Annotated in this window: 18 protein-coding genes and 1 pseudogene; 9 read left to right on the forward strand and 10 right to left on the reverse strand. The window is 61.7% G+C overall.

Annotated features, from left to right (window positions below):
- Positions 1-34: 34 nt before the first annotated feature.
- Together ASD64_RS15435 and dapD are read right to left on the reverse strand one after the other, a co-directional pair.
- On the reverse strand, positions 35-406 hold the full coding sequence (locus ASD64_RS15435; protein ID WP_056106553.1) for a DUF805 domain-containing protein: 372 nt from the start codon (positions 404-406) through the stop codon (positions 35-37).
- 24 nt (positions 407-430) lie between these two features.
- Positions 431-1,285 carry a 2,3,4,5-tetrahydropyridine-2,6-dicarboxylate N-succinyltransferase gene (gene dapD / locus ASD64_RS15440; protein ID WP_056106554.1) on the reverse strand — a complete coding sequence of 285 codons (855 nt, stop codon included), beginning with the start codon at positions 1,283-1,285 and terminating at the stop codon, positions 431-433.
- Positions 1,286-1,429: 144 nt separating this feature from the next.
- Between dapD and ASD64_RS15445 the strand changes: the two genes are divergently transcribed.
- Positions 1,430-2,269 carry an LOG family protein gene (locus ASD64_RS15445; protein WP_156460173.1) on the forward strand — a complete coding sequence of 280 codons (840 nt, stop codon included), beginning with the start codon at positions 1,430-1,432 and terminating at the stop codon, positions 2,267-2,269.
- On the opposite strand, the gene ASD64_RS15450 is transcribed toward ASD64_RS15445, so the two are convergent.
- Both ASD64_RS15450 and ASD64_RS15455 read right to left on the reverse strand, forming a co-directional pair.
- Complete coding sequence (locus tag ASD64_RS15450) at positions 2,247-3,140, reverse strand: DUF817 domain-containing protein (protein WP_056106556.1); 894 nt, start codon at positions 3,138-3,140, stop codon at positions 2,247-2,249. The genes ASD64_RS15445 and ASD64_RS15450 overlap by 23 nt on opposite strands.
- Positions 3,137-3,844, reverse strand: a complete 708-nt coding sequence (locus ASD64_RS15455) for a pyrimidine 5'-nucleotidase (protein WP_056106559.1) — start codon at positions 3,842-3,844, stop codon at positions 3,137-3,139. The genes ASD64_RS15450 and ASD64_RS15455 overlap by 4 nt, the downstream gene beginning before the upstream one ends.
- A gap of 162 nt (positions 3,845-4,006) precedes the next feature.
- On the opposite strand from ASD64_RS15455, the gene ASD64_RS15460 reads away from it, so the two are divergent.
- The 3 genes from ASD64_RS15460 (at position 4,007) to ASD64_RS15465 (ending at position 6,493) form a co-directional block, all read left to right on the forward strand.
- Entirely contained in the window at positions 4,007-4,768 is a 762-nt protein-coding gene (locus tag ASD64_RS15460; protein ID WP_056106561.1) for a GGDEF domain-containing protein, read from the forward strand.
- Between the two features lie 130 nt (positions 4,769-4,898).
- Positions 4,899-5,057, forward strand: coding sequence for a hypothetical protein (locus ASD64_RS21405; RefSeq protein ID WP_200957836.1), 159 nt, complete (start codon positions 4,899-4,901; stop codon positions 5,055-5,057).
- The gene (locus ASD64_RS15465; RefSeq protein WP_056106564.1) at positions 5,054-6,493 is read left to right on the forward strand and encodes a GMC oxidoreductase; all 1,440 of its coding nucleotides are present in this window, start codon (positions 5,054-5,056) and stop codon (positions 6,491-6,493) included. Before ASD64_RS21405 ends, ASD64_RS15465 begins: the two co-directional genes overlap by 4 nt.
- A gap of 18 nt (positions 6,494-6,511) precedes the next feature.
- On the opposite strand, the gene phhA is transcribed toward ASD64_RS15465, so the two are convergent.
- Positions 6,512-7,345: a phenylalanine 4-monooxygenase gene (gene phhA / locus ASD64_RS15470; protein WP_200957837.1), complete on the reverse strand. Its 834-nt coding sequence runs from the start codon at positions 7,343-7,345 to the stop codon at positions 6,512-6,514.
- A 137-nt stretch (positions 7,346-7,482) separates the two neighbouring features.
- Here phhA and ASD64_RS15475 point away from each other — a divergent pair, with 137 nt between their 5' ends.
- Positions 7,483-7,959 carry an Lrp/AsnC family transcriptional regulator gene (locus tag ASD64_RS15475; RefSeq protein ID WP_056106566.1) on the forward strand — a complete coding sequence of 159 codons (477 nt, stop codon included), beginning with the start codon at positions 7,483-7,485 and terminating at the stop codon, positions 7,957-7,959.
- A 15-nt stretch (positions 7,960-7,974) separates the two neighbouring features.
- Here the strand turns inward: ASD64_RS15475 and argB are convergent, their stop codons facing one another.
- On the reverse strand, positions 7,975-8,868 hold the full coding sequence (gene argB / locus ASD64_RS15480) for an acetylglutamate kinase (protein WP_056106568.1): 894 nt from the start codon (positions 8,866-8,868) through the stop codon (positions 7,975-7,977).
- Positions 8,869-9,018: 150 nt separating this feature from the next.
- Here argB and ASD64_RS15485 point away from each other — a divergent pair, with 150 nt between their 5' ends.
- The 4 genes from ASD64_RS15485 (at position 9,019) to msrB (ending at position 11,590) form a co-directional block, all read left to right on the forward strand.
- The gene (locus tag ASD64_RS15485) at positions 9,019-9,558 is read left to right on the forward strand and encodes a sigma-70 family RNA polymerase sigma factor (protein WP_056106648.1); all 540 of its coding nucleotides are present in this window, start codon (positions 9,019-9,021) and stop codon (positions 9,556-9,558) included.
- Positions 9,555-10,262, forward strand: a complete 708-nt coding sequence (locus ASD64_RS15490) for an anti-sigma factor domain-containing protein (protein WP_156460175.1) — start codon at positions 9,555-9,557, stop codon at positions 10,260-10,262. The genes ASD64_RS15485 and ASD64_RS15490 overlap by 4 nt, the downstream gene beginning before the upstream one ends.
- 119 nt (positions 10,263-10,381) lie before the next feature.
- The gene (locus ASD64_RS15495) at positions 10,382-10,939 is read left to right on the forward strand and encodes a fasciclin domain-containing protein (RefSeq protein WP_056106572.1); all 558 of its coding nucleotides are present in this window, start codon (positions 10,382-10,384) and stop codon (positions 10,937-10,939) included.
- A gap of 150 nt (positions 10,940-11,089) precedes the next feature.
- A complete protein-coding gene (gene msrB, locus ASD64_RS15500) occupies positions 11,090-11,590 on the forward strand; it encodes a peptide-methionine (R)-S-oxide reductase MsrB (protein WP_056106574.1) in 501 nt (166 codons plus the stop codon).
- A 95-nt stretch (positions 11,591-11,685) separates the two neighbouring features.
- Here msrB and yihA read toward each other — a convergent pair whose 3' ends face one another.
- The 4 genes and pseudogenes from yihA to ASD64_RS15515 all read right to left on the reverse strand — a co-directional run.
- Positions 11,686-12,339 carry a ribosome biogenesis GTP-binding protein YihA/YsxC gene (gene yihA, locus ASD64_RS15505; RefSeq protein WP_056106576.1) on the reverse strand — a complete coding sequence of 218 codons (654 nt, stop codon included), beginning with the start codon at positions 12,337-12,339 and terminating at the stop codon, positions 11,686-11,688.
- Positions 12,336-12,974, reverse strand: coding sequence for a CatB-related O-acetyltransferase (locus tag ASD64_RS15510; protein WP_056106652.1), 639 nt, complete (start codon positions 12,972-12,974; stop codon positions 12,336-12,338). Before ASD64_RS15510 ends, yihA begins: the two co-directional genes overlap by 4 nt.
- Before the next feature lie 232 nt (positions 12,975-13,206).
- On the reverse strand, positions 13,207-13,546 hold a 340-nt coding region (locus tag ASD64_RS21745), incomplete at its 5' end, for a formate--tetrahydrofolate ligase (protein WP_244480808.1).
- A gap of 1 nt (position 13,547) precedes the next feature.
- Positions 13,548-14,733: pseudogene (locus ASD64_RS15515) on the reverse strand (formate--tetrahydrofolate ligase); the annotation flags it as partial.

Genomic DNA, 14,733 nt, shown 5'->3' on the forward strand with positions numbered 1-14,733 from the left:
GCCGCCAAAAAGACGATGCGCGTCGACCGGCGGCTCAGGCCGGCGCGTTGGTACGCTGGCCGAAGCGATTCGGGCCGGGCTGGCCGGGAAACAGGCACAGCACCAGAAAAGCCGCGATCGATATCACCGGGATGAAAAGAACGACCGCCGCAAGTCCCGTCTTGCCCAGATCGTGCAGCCGCTTCACGGCGAGCGCCACGTTCGACCATAGGGAAGCGAGGAAGACGATCATGAAGACCATCGACCATAGCGCGCTTTCGGGCGTCCCTTCCATCACCAGCGTAAAGCGATAGAGCGGAAATGCCTGCGCGATCGCAACCAGCAGCCCGCCAAGGAAGTAGGCGGCGCGGCTGACGCGACCCGAAACGCCGAAGAAAAGCCAGAGAAGCTGGGGTCTGTCGGGCAAGTCTGTCACCTGATGGAGGAAGTCTTAGTCTCTCAGCAACTCGTTGATCGAGGTCTTCGAGCGGGTCTTGGCATCGACGCGCTTGACGATAACGGCGCAGTAGAGGTTCGGCCCCGGCTCACCGTTCGGCAAAGGCTTGCCCGGCAGCGAACCCGCGACGACGACGGAATTGGCCGGCACCTCGCCATAGAAGACTTCGCCCGTCGCCCGGTCGATGATCTTGGTCGACTGGCCGATGAACACGCCCATGCCGAGCACCGAGCCTTCACGCACGATGCAGCCTTCGACCACTTCCGAACGCGCGCCGATGAAGCAGTTGTCCTCGATGATGGTGGGGCCAGCCTGCATCGGCTCGAGCACGCCGCCGATGCCGACGCCGCCTGACAGATGCACGTTCTTGCCGATCTGGGCGCACGAGCCGACCGATGCCCACGTATCGACCATCGTGCCGGAATCGACGTAAGCGCCGACATTGACGAAAGACGGCATCAGCACCGCGCCCGGCGCCACATAGGCGGAGCGCCTGACCACGCATGACGGCACAGCCCGAAAGCCGGCCTTCTCGAAATCCACCGCGCCCCAGCCATCGAACTTCGAAGGAACCTTGTCCCACCACGCCGCTTCGCCGGGGCCGCCCTTGATGATTTCCATCGCATTGAGGCGGAAGGACAACAAAACGGCCTTCTTCAGCCACTGGTTCACATGCCAGCTATTGTCCTGGCGCTTTTCCGCGACGCGGACTTCGCCACGGTCGAGCAGGCTAAGCGAGGTTTCTATCGCCTCGCGGACTTCACCGCGCGCGGCTGTCGAAATGCCGTCGCGTTCCTCAAAGGCCTTGTCGATGGTCTTTTCGAGGTTCGCCAGATCGGGCTTCGACATCGGGTGCTCCGTTACACGTGCTGTTAAGGGGCGGCTCTTAACCTGTTTATAAGCCGCGCGGACCCTATTTGAAGGTATGGAGAGGGTCAATCGCGGCTGGGTCACGTGGCGGCGCTGCCAGGCAGCATTTTTGGGGTACTTCATATGAATCCGATGGAAAAAGCCGGATGGACGCCACTGCCGCACTCGAGCGAGGACCTGGAGCGGGCAAAAAGCGCGCCCGACACGCCTCAGACGCGGGCTGCGACTTATCGTCTGGCCTGGAACGATGAAGAGTTCATGACGCGCCGCGAGTTGCGGCCAGTGCGCCTGCAGCTCGAATTGCTGAAGCCAGATATGATCCTTGCCGAGCGCGGCATCCGCTCCACGGTGATTCTCTTCGGCGGAGCGCGCATTCCCGAACCGGGCGGCGAGGCCTGGGCGGCGAAGAACGAGACGCAAAAGCGCAACCTTGAAGAAAACAGCAAATACTACGAAGAGGCCCGTAAATTTGCCCGCCTGTGCTCACAGCAGTCGGCGTCCTCCTACTTTCGCGAGTTCGTCGTGGTGACCGGCGGCGGCCCCGGCGTCATGGAAGCGGGCAATCGCGGCGCCGACGATGTCGGCGCCCCCTCGATCGGGCTCAACATCGTATTGCCGCACGAACAGGCGCCGAATGTCTATGTCACGCCGGAGCTATGCTTCAACTTCCACTATTTCGCCATCAGGAAGATGCACTTCGTCATGCGCGCCAAGGCGGTTGCCGTCTTTCCCGGCGGCTTCGGCACGATGGACGAGTTCTTCGAGACGCTGACCCTCATCCAGACAGGGCGGATGGAGCGCGTTCCCGTCATCCTGTTTGGAAAATCGTTCTGGCACCGCGCGATCGACCTGGACTTCCTGGCCGAGCAGGGAACCATCAGCCCGGGCGACCAGGACATTATCGACTTCGTCGACACCGCCGACGAAGCCTGGGAGATCATCAAGCGGTTTTATCGGCTCTAGCCACCACCTTCGTCTCCTCCGCAGCTTCAAGCGGCTGCGGTCGGCGAACGAGTGTGACCAGCACGAAGGAAATGATCATCAAGAGGTACCACGAGCCGAGCTTGCCGATGCTCACCGGCGTCCAGGCTGCGTGCTGCCCCGGATAGACCCAGGCCCGCGACCACGTGCCGATGTTCTCCGCGAACCAGATGAACAGCGCCACCAGTACGAAGCCGAGCAGAAGCGGCATGCGCAGACGAAAGCGGAAAACGCGATAATGGACGAAAGTGCGCCAGTAGAGCGCGATCGAGGCAGCGAAAAGCCCGTAGCGCAGGTCGAGTGTGAAATGGTGGGCGAAGAAATTGACGTAGATCGCCATGCACAGCACGACCGTCGCCCATAGCGGCGGATAGTTCGAATAGCGCATGTCGAAGATGCGGCTGATACGGGCGAGATAGGAACCCACGGCGGCATACATGAAGCCCGAGAACAGCGGCACCTCGCCGACGCGGAAGAAATTCGCCTCTGGATAGATCCAGGAGCCTGCCGAGGTCTTGAACAGTTCCATGACGGTTCCAACAACGTGGAACACGAGGATGACCTTCGCTTCGGCCCCGGTTTCCAGCCTAAACGCCAGCATGGCAAGTTGGATCGCCAGCGCTGCCAGAAACAGGAAGTCGTAGCGGGCGAGGAAGGCCTGCTCCGGCCACAAAAACCTCGTCGCCAGGATCAGGAACAGCATGGCTCCGCCAAACAGGCAGGCCCAGCCCTGCTTCAGGCCGAAGACCAGGAATTCGACGGCATCTCCGGAGAGGCCGCCGGCAGGCAATCTATCGAGGACGCGGTGGGCGGCGGCATCTATCGCCGCCTCTACCGAGGTGAATCGCGTCAATCCTGCCCTTCCACGATTGCGCTCAGGAAGCCCGACAGGTCGTCGGTGACGAAATCGACGTCGTCTTCATTGTCAGGGTCGCGTTCCCAGATCTCCGAGAATGTCGGCTCGAAATTGCGCGGCACGATCAGCACCGTCGTCATGCCGAGCGCCTTCGGCACGGCGAGATTGCGGGCCAAGTCCTCGAACATCACCGTATTGGGCCCTGTCACCGCGTGCAGGGCGGCAAACTTTTCATAAGTCTGGCGGGCCGGCTTCGGCGTCAGCCCGGCTGCGACGATGTCGAAGATGTCGTCGAAATCCTCGAGAATGCCCAACTGGCGTGCAGCGCGCTCGGCATGGCCGCGGTCGCCATTGGTGAAGATGAACTTGCGCCCCGGCAGTTGACGGATTGCGGCACCGAGGACCGGATCGGGCACCAGCCATGAATAGTCGATGTCGTGAACTTTCATCAGGAAGTCGTCGGGATCGATATTGTAGCGCGTCATCAGGCCGCTGAGCGTCGTGCCGTACTGCAGATAGAGTTCCTTCTGCAGTTTGCGCGCGTCCTCACGCGGCAGCGTCAGAAGCTCCTGCACATACGCCGTCATCTTCGCATCGATCTGGGAAAACAGATTCGAATGATGCGGATAAAGCGTATTGTCGAGGTCGAACACCCAGTCGGTGACGTGGGTAAAACGGGTGGGATCTGGAAGCTCGGTCATAAGGCCCTTATGGCATGAAATGGCGTTTGGGGGGTGGAGATTTATCCACAACTTCTACGCGTCGAAACGCGACGAAATCGGCAAGCAATTCGAATTTTAAACATGTAGGAAACTCGACCTTCAGGGCTTGCTGCCAAACAGACGCACGATCAGGGGGCCGGGATGAAGTCAGTAATTGTTAGAGCCTTTCTGGTCGCCGTCGCTTCATCCATTGCCTCCATTCTCGTCGCTTTTGCGGCGGTTTCCGCAGCCGGGAAAAACCTGGACGGGCTTGCCTTGATACTCTGCATCGTCTGCCCGCTTTTCATTGCGTGGCCGGCAACCGCCTATACGTTCTGGCAAAACGACAAGTTGAAGAGCGCGCATCGCGAACTTTCGCGCACGCACGCACAACTGGCGGCTGCACATCGCCGTCTGGCGGACAAGGCCCGTCACGACGACATGACGGGGATGCTGAACCGTGAAAGTTTCTTTGCAACGCTCGATCGGTCGCGGCGCAAATCCGACCGCGGCGCGTTGCTCATCATCGACGCCGATCATTTCAAGTCGATAAACGATCGCTTCGGCCATTTGGTGGGAGACGAAGCCCTGTTGCTGATCGTCGAAGCGCTGCGCGGCGGTGTCAGAAGCGGCGACGTGCTGGGCCGCATAGGCGGTGAGGAGTTCGGCGCCTTCCTGGTCGGCGCCGACGAAAACGAAGCGATGCGGATCGCCGAACGCATGCGCCAGGAAGTCGAACAGATCCGCTTCCATCCCGATGGCGATCGCACCATTCCCCTGACCGTAAGCATCGGCGGCACGATTTGCGGCGAGGGAACCACGGTATCGGACCTGATGCGCAGCGCCGACAGGCGGCTTTACAACGCCAAGAACCGTGGCCGTAACCTTGTCGTCTTCGAGCGGGACATGCCGGAAGCGGCATGACAACGTCCGCGGCGTCTGCTGGTCAGCGAAAGTGAGCCTTCGGGGCAACGCCGCCTTTACCTGAAAGGTGTATCAACGCCTGAAAGATGGAACCGCAGATCCAACGCTCTGTACAGTTGAAAACATCCCCATGCTTGAAAAGAACCCCTCACGCCGCGCCATCGTGAATCTGCTTCTGGCGCTGCCGTTTGTCCCCACCCTGCTTGGCCGACCCAAACCACCGGCCAAGGAGGCTGAGGCAATTGTCGAAGTGAACGGCTGGATCCTGAAGAAAAGCGACCTCGCATGATCTTCGACAGCTACGAGGCCTTTGAGGCTGCGGCGCTTGCGCCCAAGGTCGTGGTGATCGGCTCGGGACCGGCAGGCATCACCATCGCCCGCAAACTCGCCGCCGCCGGGATAACCGTGGCGATCCTCGAGGCCGGCGGGCGGGAATACAGCGATGAATCGCAGGATTTTTACCGCGGCAGAACCGTTGGCGACCCCTATTTCGATCTCGATATCACCCGCCTGCGCTATATGGGCGGCAGTTCCAACCATTGGGCCGGATGGTGCCGGGTTCTCGACGCGCATGATTTCCAGCCCAAGGCCTGGGCGCCGGATACCGGCTGGCCGATCGAGCGCAAGGACATCGAACCGTTTCTGTCCGAAGTTCACGATATTCTCGAACTCCCGGAATTCCGCGCCGATGTGCCGATCTCGGACGACATGCGCTGGGTTCAACTGATCAAAAGCCCGGCCGTTCGTTTCGGCGAAAAATACGCGGACGAGTTGGCCAACAGCCAGAACATCGCATTGGTGCTGAACACCTCTGTCACCGAACTTGCCGGCGACGGCAGCAAGATAACCGGCACCAGGATATGGTCGAACGGACGGCAAGCCGGCTTGCTGCAAGCGGACTACTTCGTCGTGTGCGCTGGCGGGCTGGAAAATTCCCGGCTGTTGCTGTGGTCGAACCAGACTTCCAATGGGGGCGTCGTGCCGCATACCGAGGCGCTCGGCAAATACTGGATGGAGCATCCGACTTTCGAGGGCGGTAACGCAATCCTTGCCGACTATGACGAGTTCGAGGTGGACGCGGCCAACGAAGCATTCTTCTCGCCGTCGCCTGCCGCAATGGAGCGGCTCGAAATCATGAATTTCGGCATCCGGCTGATCGAGACGCCCTATCCCGGCGCCAAGCGCCTCATCGCCGATCTTGCCTGTTCAGCGCCGGACCTGGCGGAATGGGCCGCCGTCAAGCTCGGCCAGCACCTGCGATGCGCCGCCCAGCTTTATGTCGCCTGGGAACAGGCGCCGCGCGCCGACAATCGCATCGAGCTTTCTGCGACCGACATGGATCAGGCAGGCGTGCCGCGCATCGAACTGCACTGGAAGAAAAGCGATCTGGAACGGCGAACCATCCTTGAAGGCTTGCGCCTGTTCGGCCGGACAATGGCTGAGAAGAACCTCGGGCGGGTCCGCATAGACGACTGGCTGACGTCCGGCGCGGACTATCCCACCAATCAGGAACTGGCCGGGCACCATCATATGGGCGGCACGCGCATGGGCACCGACGTTGCCAGGAGCGTGGTCGACGCCGATTGCAAGGTGCATGCAATGGCCAACCTCTATGTCGGCGGTTCGTCAGTGTTCTGTACCTCGGGGGAGTGCAACCCGACGACCACTATCACGGCGCTGGCCTGCCGGCTCGGCGATCATCTCGCCAGGAAAATCGCCGCCTAGCGGTCGCTGCTTTGCGGTCTATAGGCTGGCCGGATCGAGCGTCGGACGGTCCTTCCAGTGCTGGACGATGGATTTCAGATCGGCCTTTTGAAAAGCGTCCCGTAGAACGTCGAATGACGGCAGTACGAAATAGGCACGCTGGAACTTGTCGATCTCGTAGGTGGTTCGCATCACCGTCTCGAGATCGAACGGAACGCGATGCACCTTGGCGTCCGCTACGGCGAAGCTGAGTTCAGTATAGGACGACATCAGCCCTGCTCCGAAGGCTTTCAGCTGCTGCCCCGGCTCCTGGATCAGCCCGTATTCGGCAGTATACCAATAGAGCCGGGTAATCATGTCGTCGCCGTCCAGCGCAATGGCTTCCTCTGCCCGCGCGCCGTAGCTTTGCATGAAGTCGGCGAACACGGGCTGGGTGAGGATCGGCACATGTCCAAAGAAGTCATGGAACATGTCCGGCTCGACGATGTAGTCGAGTTCCTGCTCGGTCCGCAGCCAGTTGGTGACCGGGAAACGCCTGTTGGCCAGGTGCTCGAAGAACGGCGGCGCAGGGATCAGTCCGGGCACGGCAACGATTTCCCAGCCGGTGAGTTTGCGCAAGCGTTCGCTTATGTCGTCGAAATCGGGAATGCGGTCGAGCAGGCCAAGCGCCTTCACGCCATCGAGGTAGGAGTGATGTGCCAGGCGCTCGGTCAACCCGGTCTGCCGGTCGCACAGCGTGCGCCAGACCTTTTGTTCCGCCGGACTGTAGTTGTAGTCCTGCCGGACAGTGAAATCCGCGCGACACACGGAGTAGTCGCCCCGCAGCCCCTGTGCTGCGCATTCGCGTGCATATTCGGCGACGTTCATCGTCATGATCGCTTCTCCCACGGCAATCAACCTCATTTGCCGACCATGTTACCTCGTCCAGCCGAGACGAATCGGCTTTCCGGGTCGTAGCAGCGACGGTTTTGAGGTAACATTCGCCCGACAACTACTTCAGGAGAGAGAAATTGCCTCAATTCGACGATTTCGAAATCCGCATGCTCGATATCCTGCAACGGGACGGCCGCAAGCCGGTTTCGGAACTGGCGCAGGAAATCGGTCTTTCGACCACCCCTTGCGCGCGGCGCTTCGAAGCCCTCCAGGACACCGGCGTGATCAAGGGCTTTGCGGCACGGATCAGCCGCAGGGCGGTCGGATTGTCGGTGGAGGTCTTCATCCAGGTTCGGCTCACCAGCCACAGCGACGGCTCGCCCGAAACCTTCATCGCCGCCGTCGAGCGCATGGATGAGGTTTCGTCATGCTGGACGATGACGGGAGACCACGACTTCCTGCTGCATGTCATGGTGCCGTCTGTCGACGACCTCAACGCCTTTGTCATGCACAGGCTGATGCGGCTAAAGGGAGTACGCGACGTTCACACCCAACTGATGCTGCAGAACATCAAAGGCCCCGGCCACGTGCCGCTGGCGCACCTCAGGCGATAGGCCCGAGCGTCCAGATCAGGGAACGATCAGCGTGCCGGCGCCGTGCTCAGTGAACAGTTCCAGAAGCACCGAATGAGGCGTCTTGCCGTTCAGGATGACGACGCCTTCGACGCCACGCTCGATCGCCTCGATGCAGGTCTCGACCTTGGGGATCATGCCGCCCGAAATGGTGCCGTCCTTGATCAAGGCCCTGGCTTCGGCCACCGTCAGTTCGTCGATCAGCTTCTTGTTCTTGTCGAGCACGCCCGGAACGTCGGTCAAAAACAGCAGCCGCTTGGCTTCGAGCGCGCCGGCGATGGCGCCGGCGAAAGTGTCGGCATTGATGTTGTAGGTGTGGCCGTCGCGGCCCGGCGCAACCGGCGCCAGAACCGGGATCATCTCGGAACGGGCCAGAAGATCGAGCAGGGTGCGGTCGACCTCGACCGGTTCGCCGACGAAGCCCAGATCGAGCACGCGCTCGATATTGGAATCGGGATCGATCATGGTCTTGCGCGCCTTTTCGGCGAAGACCATGTTGCCGTCCTTGCCGCACAGGCCGATCGCCCACTCGCCCTCGGCATTGATGAGCGCCACGATCTCCTTGTTGATCGAGCCGGCCAGCACCATTTCGACGATCTCGACGGTCTTGCGATCGGTTACCCGAAGCCCGCCCTCGAACTTCGATTCGATGCCCATCTTGGTCAGCATCGCGCCGATCTGCGGCCCGCCGCCATGCACCACGATCGGGTTGACGCCGGACTGCTTGAGCAGCGCTATATCACGGGCAAACGCCTTGCCGAGTTCGATGTCGCCCATGGCGTGGCCGCCATACTTCACCACCACGGTCTTGTTCTCGTAACGCTGCATGTAAGGCAGCGCCCTGGAAAGAAGAGCGGCCTGCATTTCGGCGGTGGCGGTGATTTCCGTCATCGATGCGTTTCCCGGCTTGCTGAAAGGGACGGCGGCGTCTTAGCTGGAAACAGGGGCAGGGGCAAATAGCTTGTCGCCTTTTGGCAGCCGATGGCCGTTGCCATCGATGCGGCGTTGCAAATGGCCGGCGATCGCCTAGTTTCAACAGCGATGGTGCCGCAGGATATCTCCAAGCTCATCGTCCGGACCTCGATGAAGGATCGGGCGGCTTTTGATCTGCTCTACCGGCAGACGAGCGCGAAACTTTTTGGCGTGTGCCTGCGTGTCTTGAACGATCGGGGCGAGGCTGAAGACGCGCTGCAGGAAATCTACGTCAAGATCTGGACCAAGGCCGACCGTTTCGCGGTGTCGGACCTCAGTCCGATCTCCTGGCTGGTGGCGATCGCGCGCAACCATTCGATCGACCGCATCAGGGCGCGGCGCCGGCCCACAACCGATATCGACGCCGTGCTCGACGTGGCCGATCCTGCTCCCGGCCCCGAGGCGGCTGCGGTGGCCGGCGATCAGGCCGGCCAGATCCATCGCTGCCTGGAGGAATTGGAAAGCGACCGGGCGGCTGCGGTCCGTGGTGCTTATCTGAAGGGTGAAAGCTATGCCGAACTGGCCCAACGCCACCGCGTGCCACTGAATACGATGCGAACCTGGCTGCGGCGCAGCCTTATGAAACTGCGGGAATGCCTGGAAAGATGACGCTGTCGCAAGAAAACGGCCCGGAACGGGAAAGCGACGACCTGCTCGCCGCCGAATACGTTCTTGGCGTGCTTTTGGCCGAGCAACGGCAGGAAGCGAGCCGACGCATCGACGCCGAGCCGGCCTTCGCACGGTTGGTCGACGCCTGGGAAGTGCGGCTGTCGCCACTGGCCGAGGCGTATCCGGAAGCCGAGCCGCCTCGATCGCTCAAGGCTGCCATCGACGGCCGGCTTTTCGCCTCCCCCGGCGCGGCGCCGCGCGCGAGCGTTTGGACAAGTCTTGGCTTCTGGCGCGGCCTCGCCGTTGCAGCCCTTGCCGGCCTGGTCCTCACTGTCGCCCTGCCCTACATGCAGCCGCCGGCCGAGCAGATGCGGCTGGTCGCCTCGCTCGCCGCCGACAGCAGCGATGTGAAGTACCTCGCCGTCTATGACGCCGCCCACCACAATGTCGGCCTGTCGCACCTCTCCGGCGAGCGCGACCAGGGCAAGGATTTCGAACTGTGGATGATCGAGGGCGACAAGCCGCCCGTTTCCCTCGGCGTCATTCCTGTCGGTGCGGTCACCCAGTTGCCGGTCGCGCCGCCCATCCAGAAACAGCTCGAGCAAGGTGCCGTTCTAGCCGTCAGCGTCGAACCTGCCGGCGGTTCGCCGACCGGACAGCCAACCGGCCCCGTCGTCGCAACAGGCGATCTGAAGAACATCTGAGGCGTTCGACCTGTTGTCCTATTGCCGGAATTTTTCCCACCCGATGAAACTCCCGCGAAGCCCTCTCGTATCTCCTTGCGGCCCCACCGACGGGGTTCTCGAAACCCAAGGAGATTCATATGCGCAAGTTCGCCACCGCACTGTTCGCCGGCGCTGTCGCCCTGTCCGCACTCGGTACTGTCGCCTATGCCGAAAATCCGATGGTCGGCGGCGCCGCCATGTTCGCCGACAAGAACATCGTCGAGAATGCCGTGAACTCGAAAGACCACACCACCCTTGTTGCGGCGGTCAAGGCTGCCGGCCTGGTCGAGACCCTCCAGGGCCCAGGCCCGTTCACGGTGTTCGCGCCGACCAACGCGGCATTCGAAGCCCTGCCCGCCGGCACTGTCGATACGCTGTTGAAGCCTGAAAACAAGGAGCAACTCGTCAAGGTCCTGACCTGCCATGTCGTCGGCGCAAAGGCGATGACAGCAGACGTGATGAAGATGGTCAAGGACGATGGCGGCGCACACAAGGTCAAGACCGCCGGCGGCTGCGAGCTGACGCTGAAGGACGAAGGCGGCAAGGTCACCGTGACCGACGAGAACGGCAATGTCGCCAACGTCACCGTCGCCGACGTGGAACAGTCGAACGGCGTCATCCATGTCGTCGACAAGGTGCTTCTGCCGAAGATGTAGCGCCGGCAAGCTTGCCGACGAACATCGGGAACCGAAAGGCTGCGCGGCTGATCACGAAGCCGCGCAGCGTCGAATCGGACAGGCCGTCACCGCTTTTTGACTTCCCGTTGGCGATCATATCTGGCAAAGCAACGCTGGAGGAACCGCATCATGAACCGTCGTCAATTGCTCCTGAACGGAGCCGCATCCGCTGCCTTCCTGGCCGCTGCCTCGGTCCTTTGGCGTGCAGGCCGCATCGGCGAGGCGCAGGCCAAAACTTTCGCCGTGACCAAAACCGACGCGGAATGGAAGTCGATCCTGACCGCGGAACAATATTCAGTGCTGCGCCATGAGGCGACCGAGTTTGCCGGCAGCAGTCCGCTGCTTGGCGAGCATCGCAAGGGCACCTTTGCCTGCGCGGGATGTGAACTGCCGCTCTACGCGTCCGAGACGAAGTTCGAATCCGGCACCGGCTGGCCGAGCTTCTGGGAATCCCTTCCCCAAAGCATCGGCACCCGCGAGGATTCGACCCTTGGCATGGTGCGGGTCGAATGCCATTGCAGCCGCTGCGGCGGGCATCTTGGCCACATCTTCGACGACGGCCCGCCCCCGACCGGCAAACGCCACTGCATCAACGGTGTCGCGCTGAGCTTCAAGCCGGCGACGGCCTAAAAGCAATTCCAGGAAAAGTGGGAACCGGTTTTCCGTCCGGGATTGCGTAAAAACAAATAGTTAGAGCACATCGTAGGAACCGCTCTGTTCGAACGCTACAGCCCCTTGGCCGCCAGAATGATGGCCGCATGCAATTCGTCCAGCCCTTCGCCCTTTTCGGACGACGTGGCCAGCACGAACGGAAAGGCGGCGGGCCGCTTGCGAATCTTCTGCAACGTGTCCTCGATCAGCCGCGGCACGCCGGCCGCCTTGATCTTGTCGGTCTTGGTCAGCACGATCTGGTAGGAGACCGCCGCCTTGTCGAGCAGCGACAGCACGTCTTCGTCGTTCTTCTTGACCCCATGGCGGGAGTCGATCAGCACGTAGACACGCTTCAGCGTCACGCGGCCCTTGAGATAGTCGAAGACGAGCCTGGTCCAGGCGTCGACCTGGTCCTTGGGCGCCTGCGCATAGCCGTAGCCCGGCATATCGACCAGCGCCATCGGCGGCAGGTCACCGCCTTCGCCCGAAAACCCGTCCGGCACGAAATAGTTGAGTTCCTGCGTGCGACCCGGCGTATTGGAGGTGCGCGCCAGACCCTTGTGGTTGACGAGCGCATTGATCAGCGACGACTTGCCGACATTGGAACGGCCGGCGAAGGCGATTTCAGGCGGACCTTCAGGCGGCAGGAATTTCATCGACGGCACGCCGCGAATGAACACCCAGGGCCGCGTGAACAAATTGACGTCGAGTTTCTCTTGCGTGGTCAAGCAGCGGTCTCCAGTCGGTCAAGATCGCTGCCGCGAATGGCATCGAGATTGCGCGTGATCTTGTCGATCGGCCAATCCCACCAGGCAAGCCGGATCAGCTTTTCGACGGTTCGTTCATCGAAGCGCGTCTTTACGACCTTTGCCGCGTTGCCTGCAACAATGGCATAAGGCGGCACATCGTGCGTGACCACCGACTTGGCCGCGACGATGGCGCCATGGCCGATGGTGACGCCGGGCATGACGATCGCCTCCATGCCGATCCACACGTCGTTGCCGATGACGGTATCGCCGCGATTCTCCTTCTCCCAGCTTGCGATATCGAAGCCCTCTTCCCAGCCGTGTCCAAAGATGTTGAACGGATAGGTCGAAAACCCGGACATCGCATGATTGGCGCCGTTCATGATGAAACGGGCGCCTTCGGCAATCGCGCAAAACCTGCCGATCACCAGCCTGTCACCGATGAACGGATAGTGGTGCAATACGCACCTCTCGACGAATTTATCGGGCCCCTCCGGATCGTCGTAGTAAGTGAAGTCGCCGATCTCGATGTTGGGCGCATCCACCAGCGCCTTGAGGAAGCCGACGCGCGGATGCATGAAGATCGGATGCTTGACGCCAGGATTGGGTCCGGTCATGGCTGCGTCCATCTCGAGAGGCCTCGGGCAATGGAAACCGCCGAGCCCGATTGCCGGTTCCAGACCGGCGCCCCATCCGCAATTTGACCGGATGGCCGGCATCGATCTTCAAAGGCGCTTATAGGAAACGTACGGACGGGCGTCCAGCCATCCACCTCCAACCTATGCCCCGCCAAACGTGAAAGAGGCGCCTGATGGCGCCTCTTTTGTACTGCATCGAATGCCGCCGGCCTCAGCTGAGGCCGTCGATATCGCCATTGTCGTTGAGATGGATGGCCTCTGACGACGGCTTGGAGGGCAGACCGGGCATGGTCATGATCTCGCCGCAGATGGCCACGACGAAGCCGGCACCGGCCGAGAGGCGCACTTCGCGCACCGGCACYGTGTGGCCGGTCGGCGCGCCGCGCAGGTTCGGATCGGTCGAGAACGAATACTGCGTCTTGGCCATGCACACCGGCAGGTGGCCGTAGCCYTGCTTTTCCCACTGGTGCAACTGGTCGCGCACCGACTTGTCGGCAATCGCCTCCGAACCGCGGTAGATGCGCTTGACGATGGTGTCGATCTTGTCGAACNTGCTTTTCCCACTGGTGCAACTGGTCGCGCACCGACTTGTCGGCAATCGCCTCCGAACCGCGGTAGATGCGCTTGACGATGGTGTCGATCTTGTCGAACAGGCCAAGCTCGTCCGGATAAAGCGGCGCGAACTGCGAGGCGCCGCCCTCGGCGATCTCGACCACCTTCTTCGCCAGTTCCTCGATGCCGGCCGAGCCATTCGCCCAGTGCTTGCACAGGATCGCTTCGGCACCCTGTTCCTTGACATAGGCCTTCAGCGCCTCGATCTCGGCCTCGGTGTCGGAATGGAAGTGGTTGATCGCCACCACCACCGGAACCCCGAACTGGTGCACGTTCTCGATGTGGCGGCCAAGGTTGGGGCTGCCCTTCTTCACCGCCTCGACATTCTCAGGGCCAAGATCTTCCTTCTTGACGCCGCCATTCATCTTCATGGCGCGGATCGTCGCCACGATCACCGCCGCCGCAGGCTTCAGGCCCGCCTTGCGGCACTTGATGTCGAAGAACTTCTCGGCACCCAGGTCGGCGCCGAAGCCGGCTTCGGTCACCACATACTCGCCCAGCTTCAGGGCRGTGGTGGTGGCCATCACCGAGTTGCAGCCGTGCGCAATGTTGGCGAACGGGCCGCCATGCACGAAGGCCGGGTTGTTCTCMAGCGTCTGCACCAGGTTCGGCTGGATGGCGTCCTTCAACAGAACCGCCATGGCGCGGTGCGCCTTCAGATCGCGGGCRAACACCGGGGTCTTGTCGCGCCGRGAGGCCACGATGATGTCGCCAAGCCGCTTTTCCAGGTCCTTCAGGTCGCGGGCCAGGCACAGGATCGCCATCACTTCGGAGGCAACGGTGATGTCGAAGCCGGCCTCGCGCGGATAGCCGTTGGCAACGCCGCCCAGCGAGCACACGATCTCGCGCAGCGCCCGGTCGTTCATGTCCATGACGCGGCGCCACGTCACCCGGCGCGTGTCGATGCCAAGTTCGTTGCCCCAGTAGATGTGGTTGTCGAGCAGCGCCGACARAAGGTTATGCGCACTCGTGATGGCGTGGAAGTCGCCGGTGAAGTGCAGGTTCATGTCGTCCATCGGCACRACCTGGGCATAGCCGCCGCCGGCAGCGCCACCCTTCATGCCGAAGTTCGGACCAAGCGAAGCCTCGCGGATGCAGATCACCGCCTTCTTGCCGATGCGGTTCA

The organism is Mesorhizobium sp. Root157, assembly GCF_001427385.1.
In the GTDB taxonomy this organism is placed as follows: Bacteria; Pseudomonadota; Alphaproteobacteria; order Rhizobiales; family Rhizobiaceae; genus Mesorhizobium.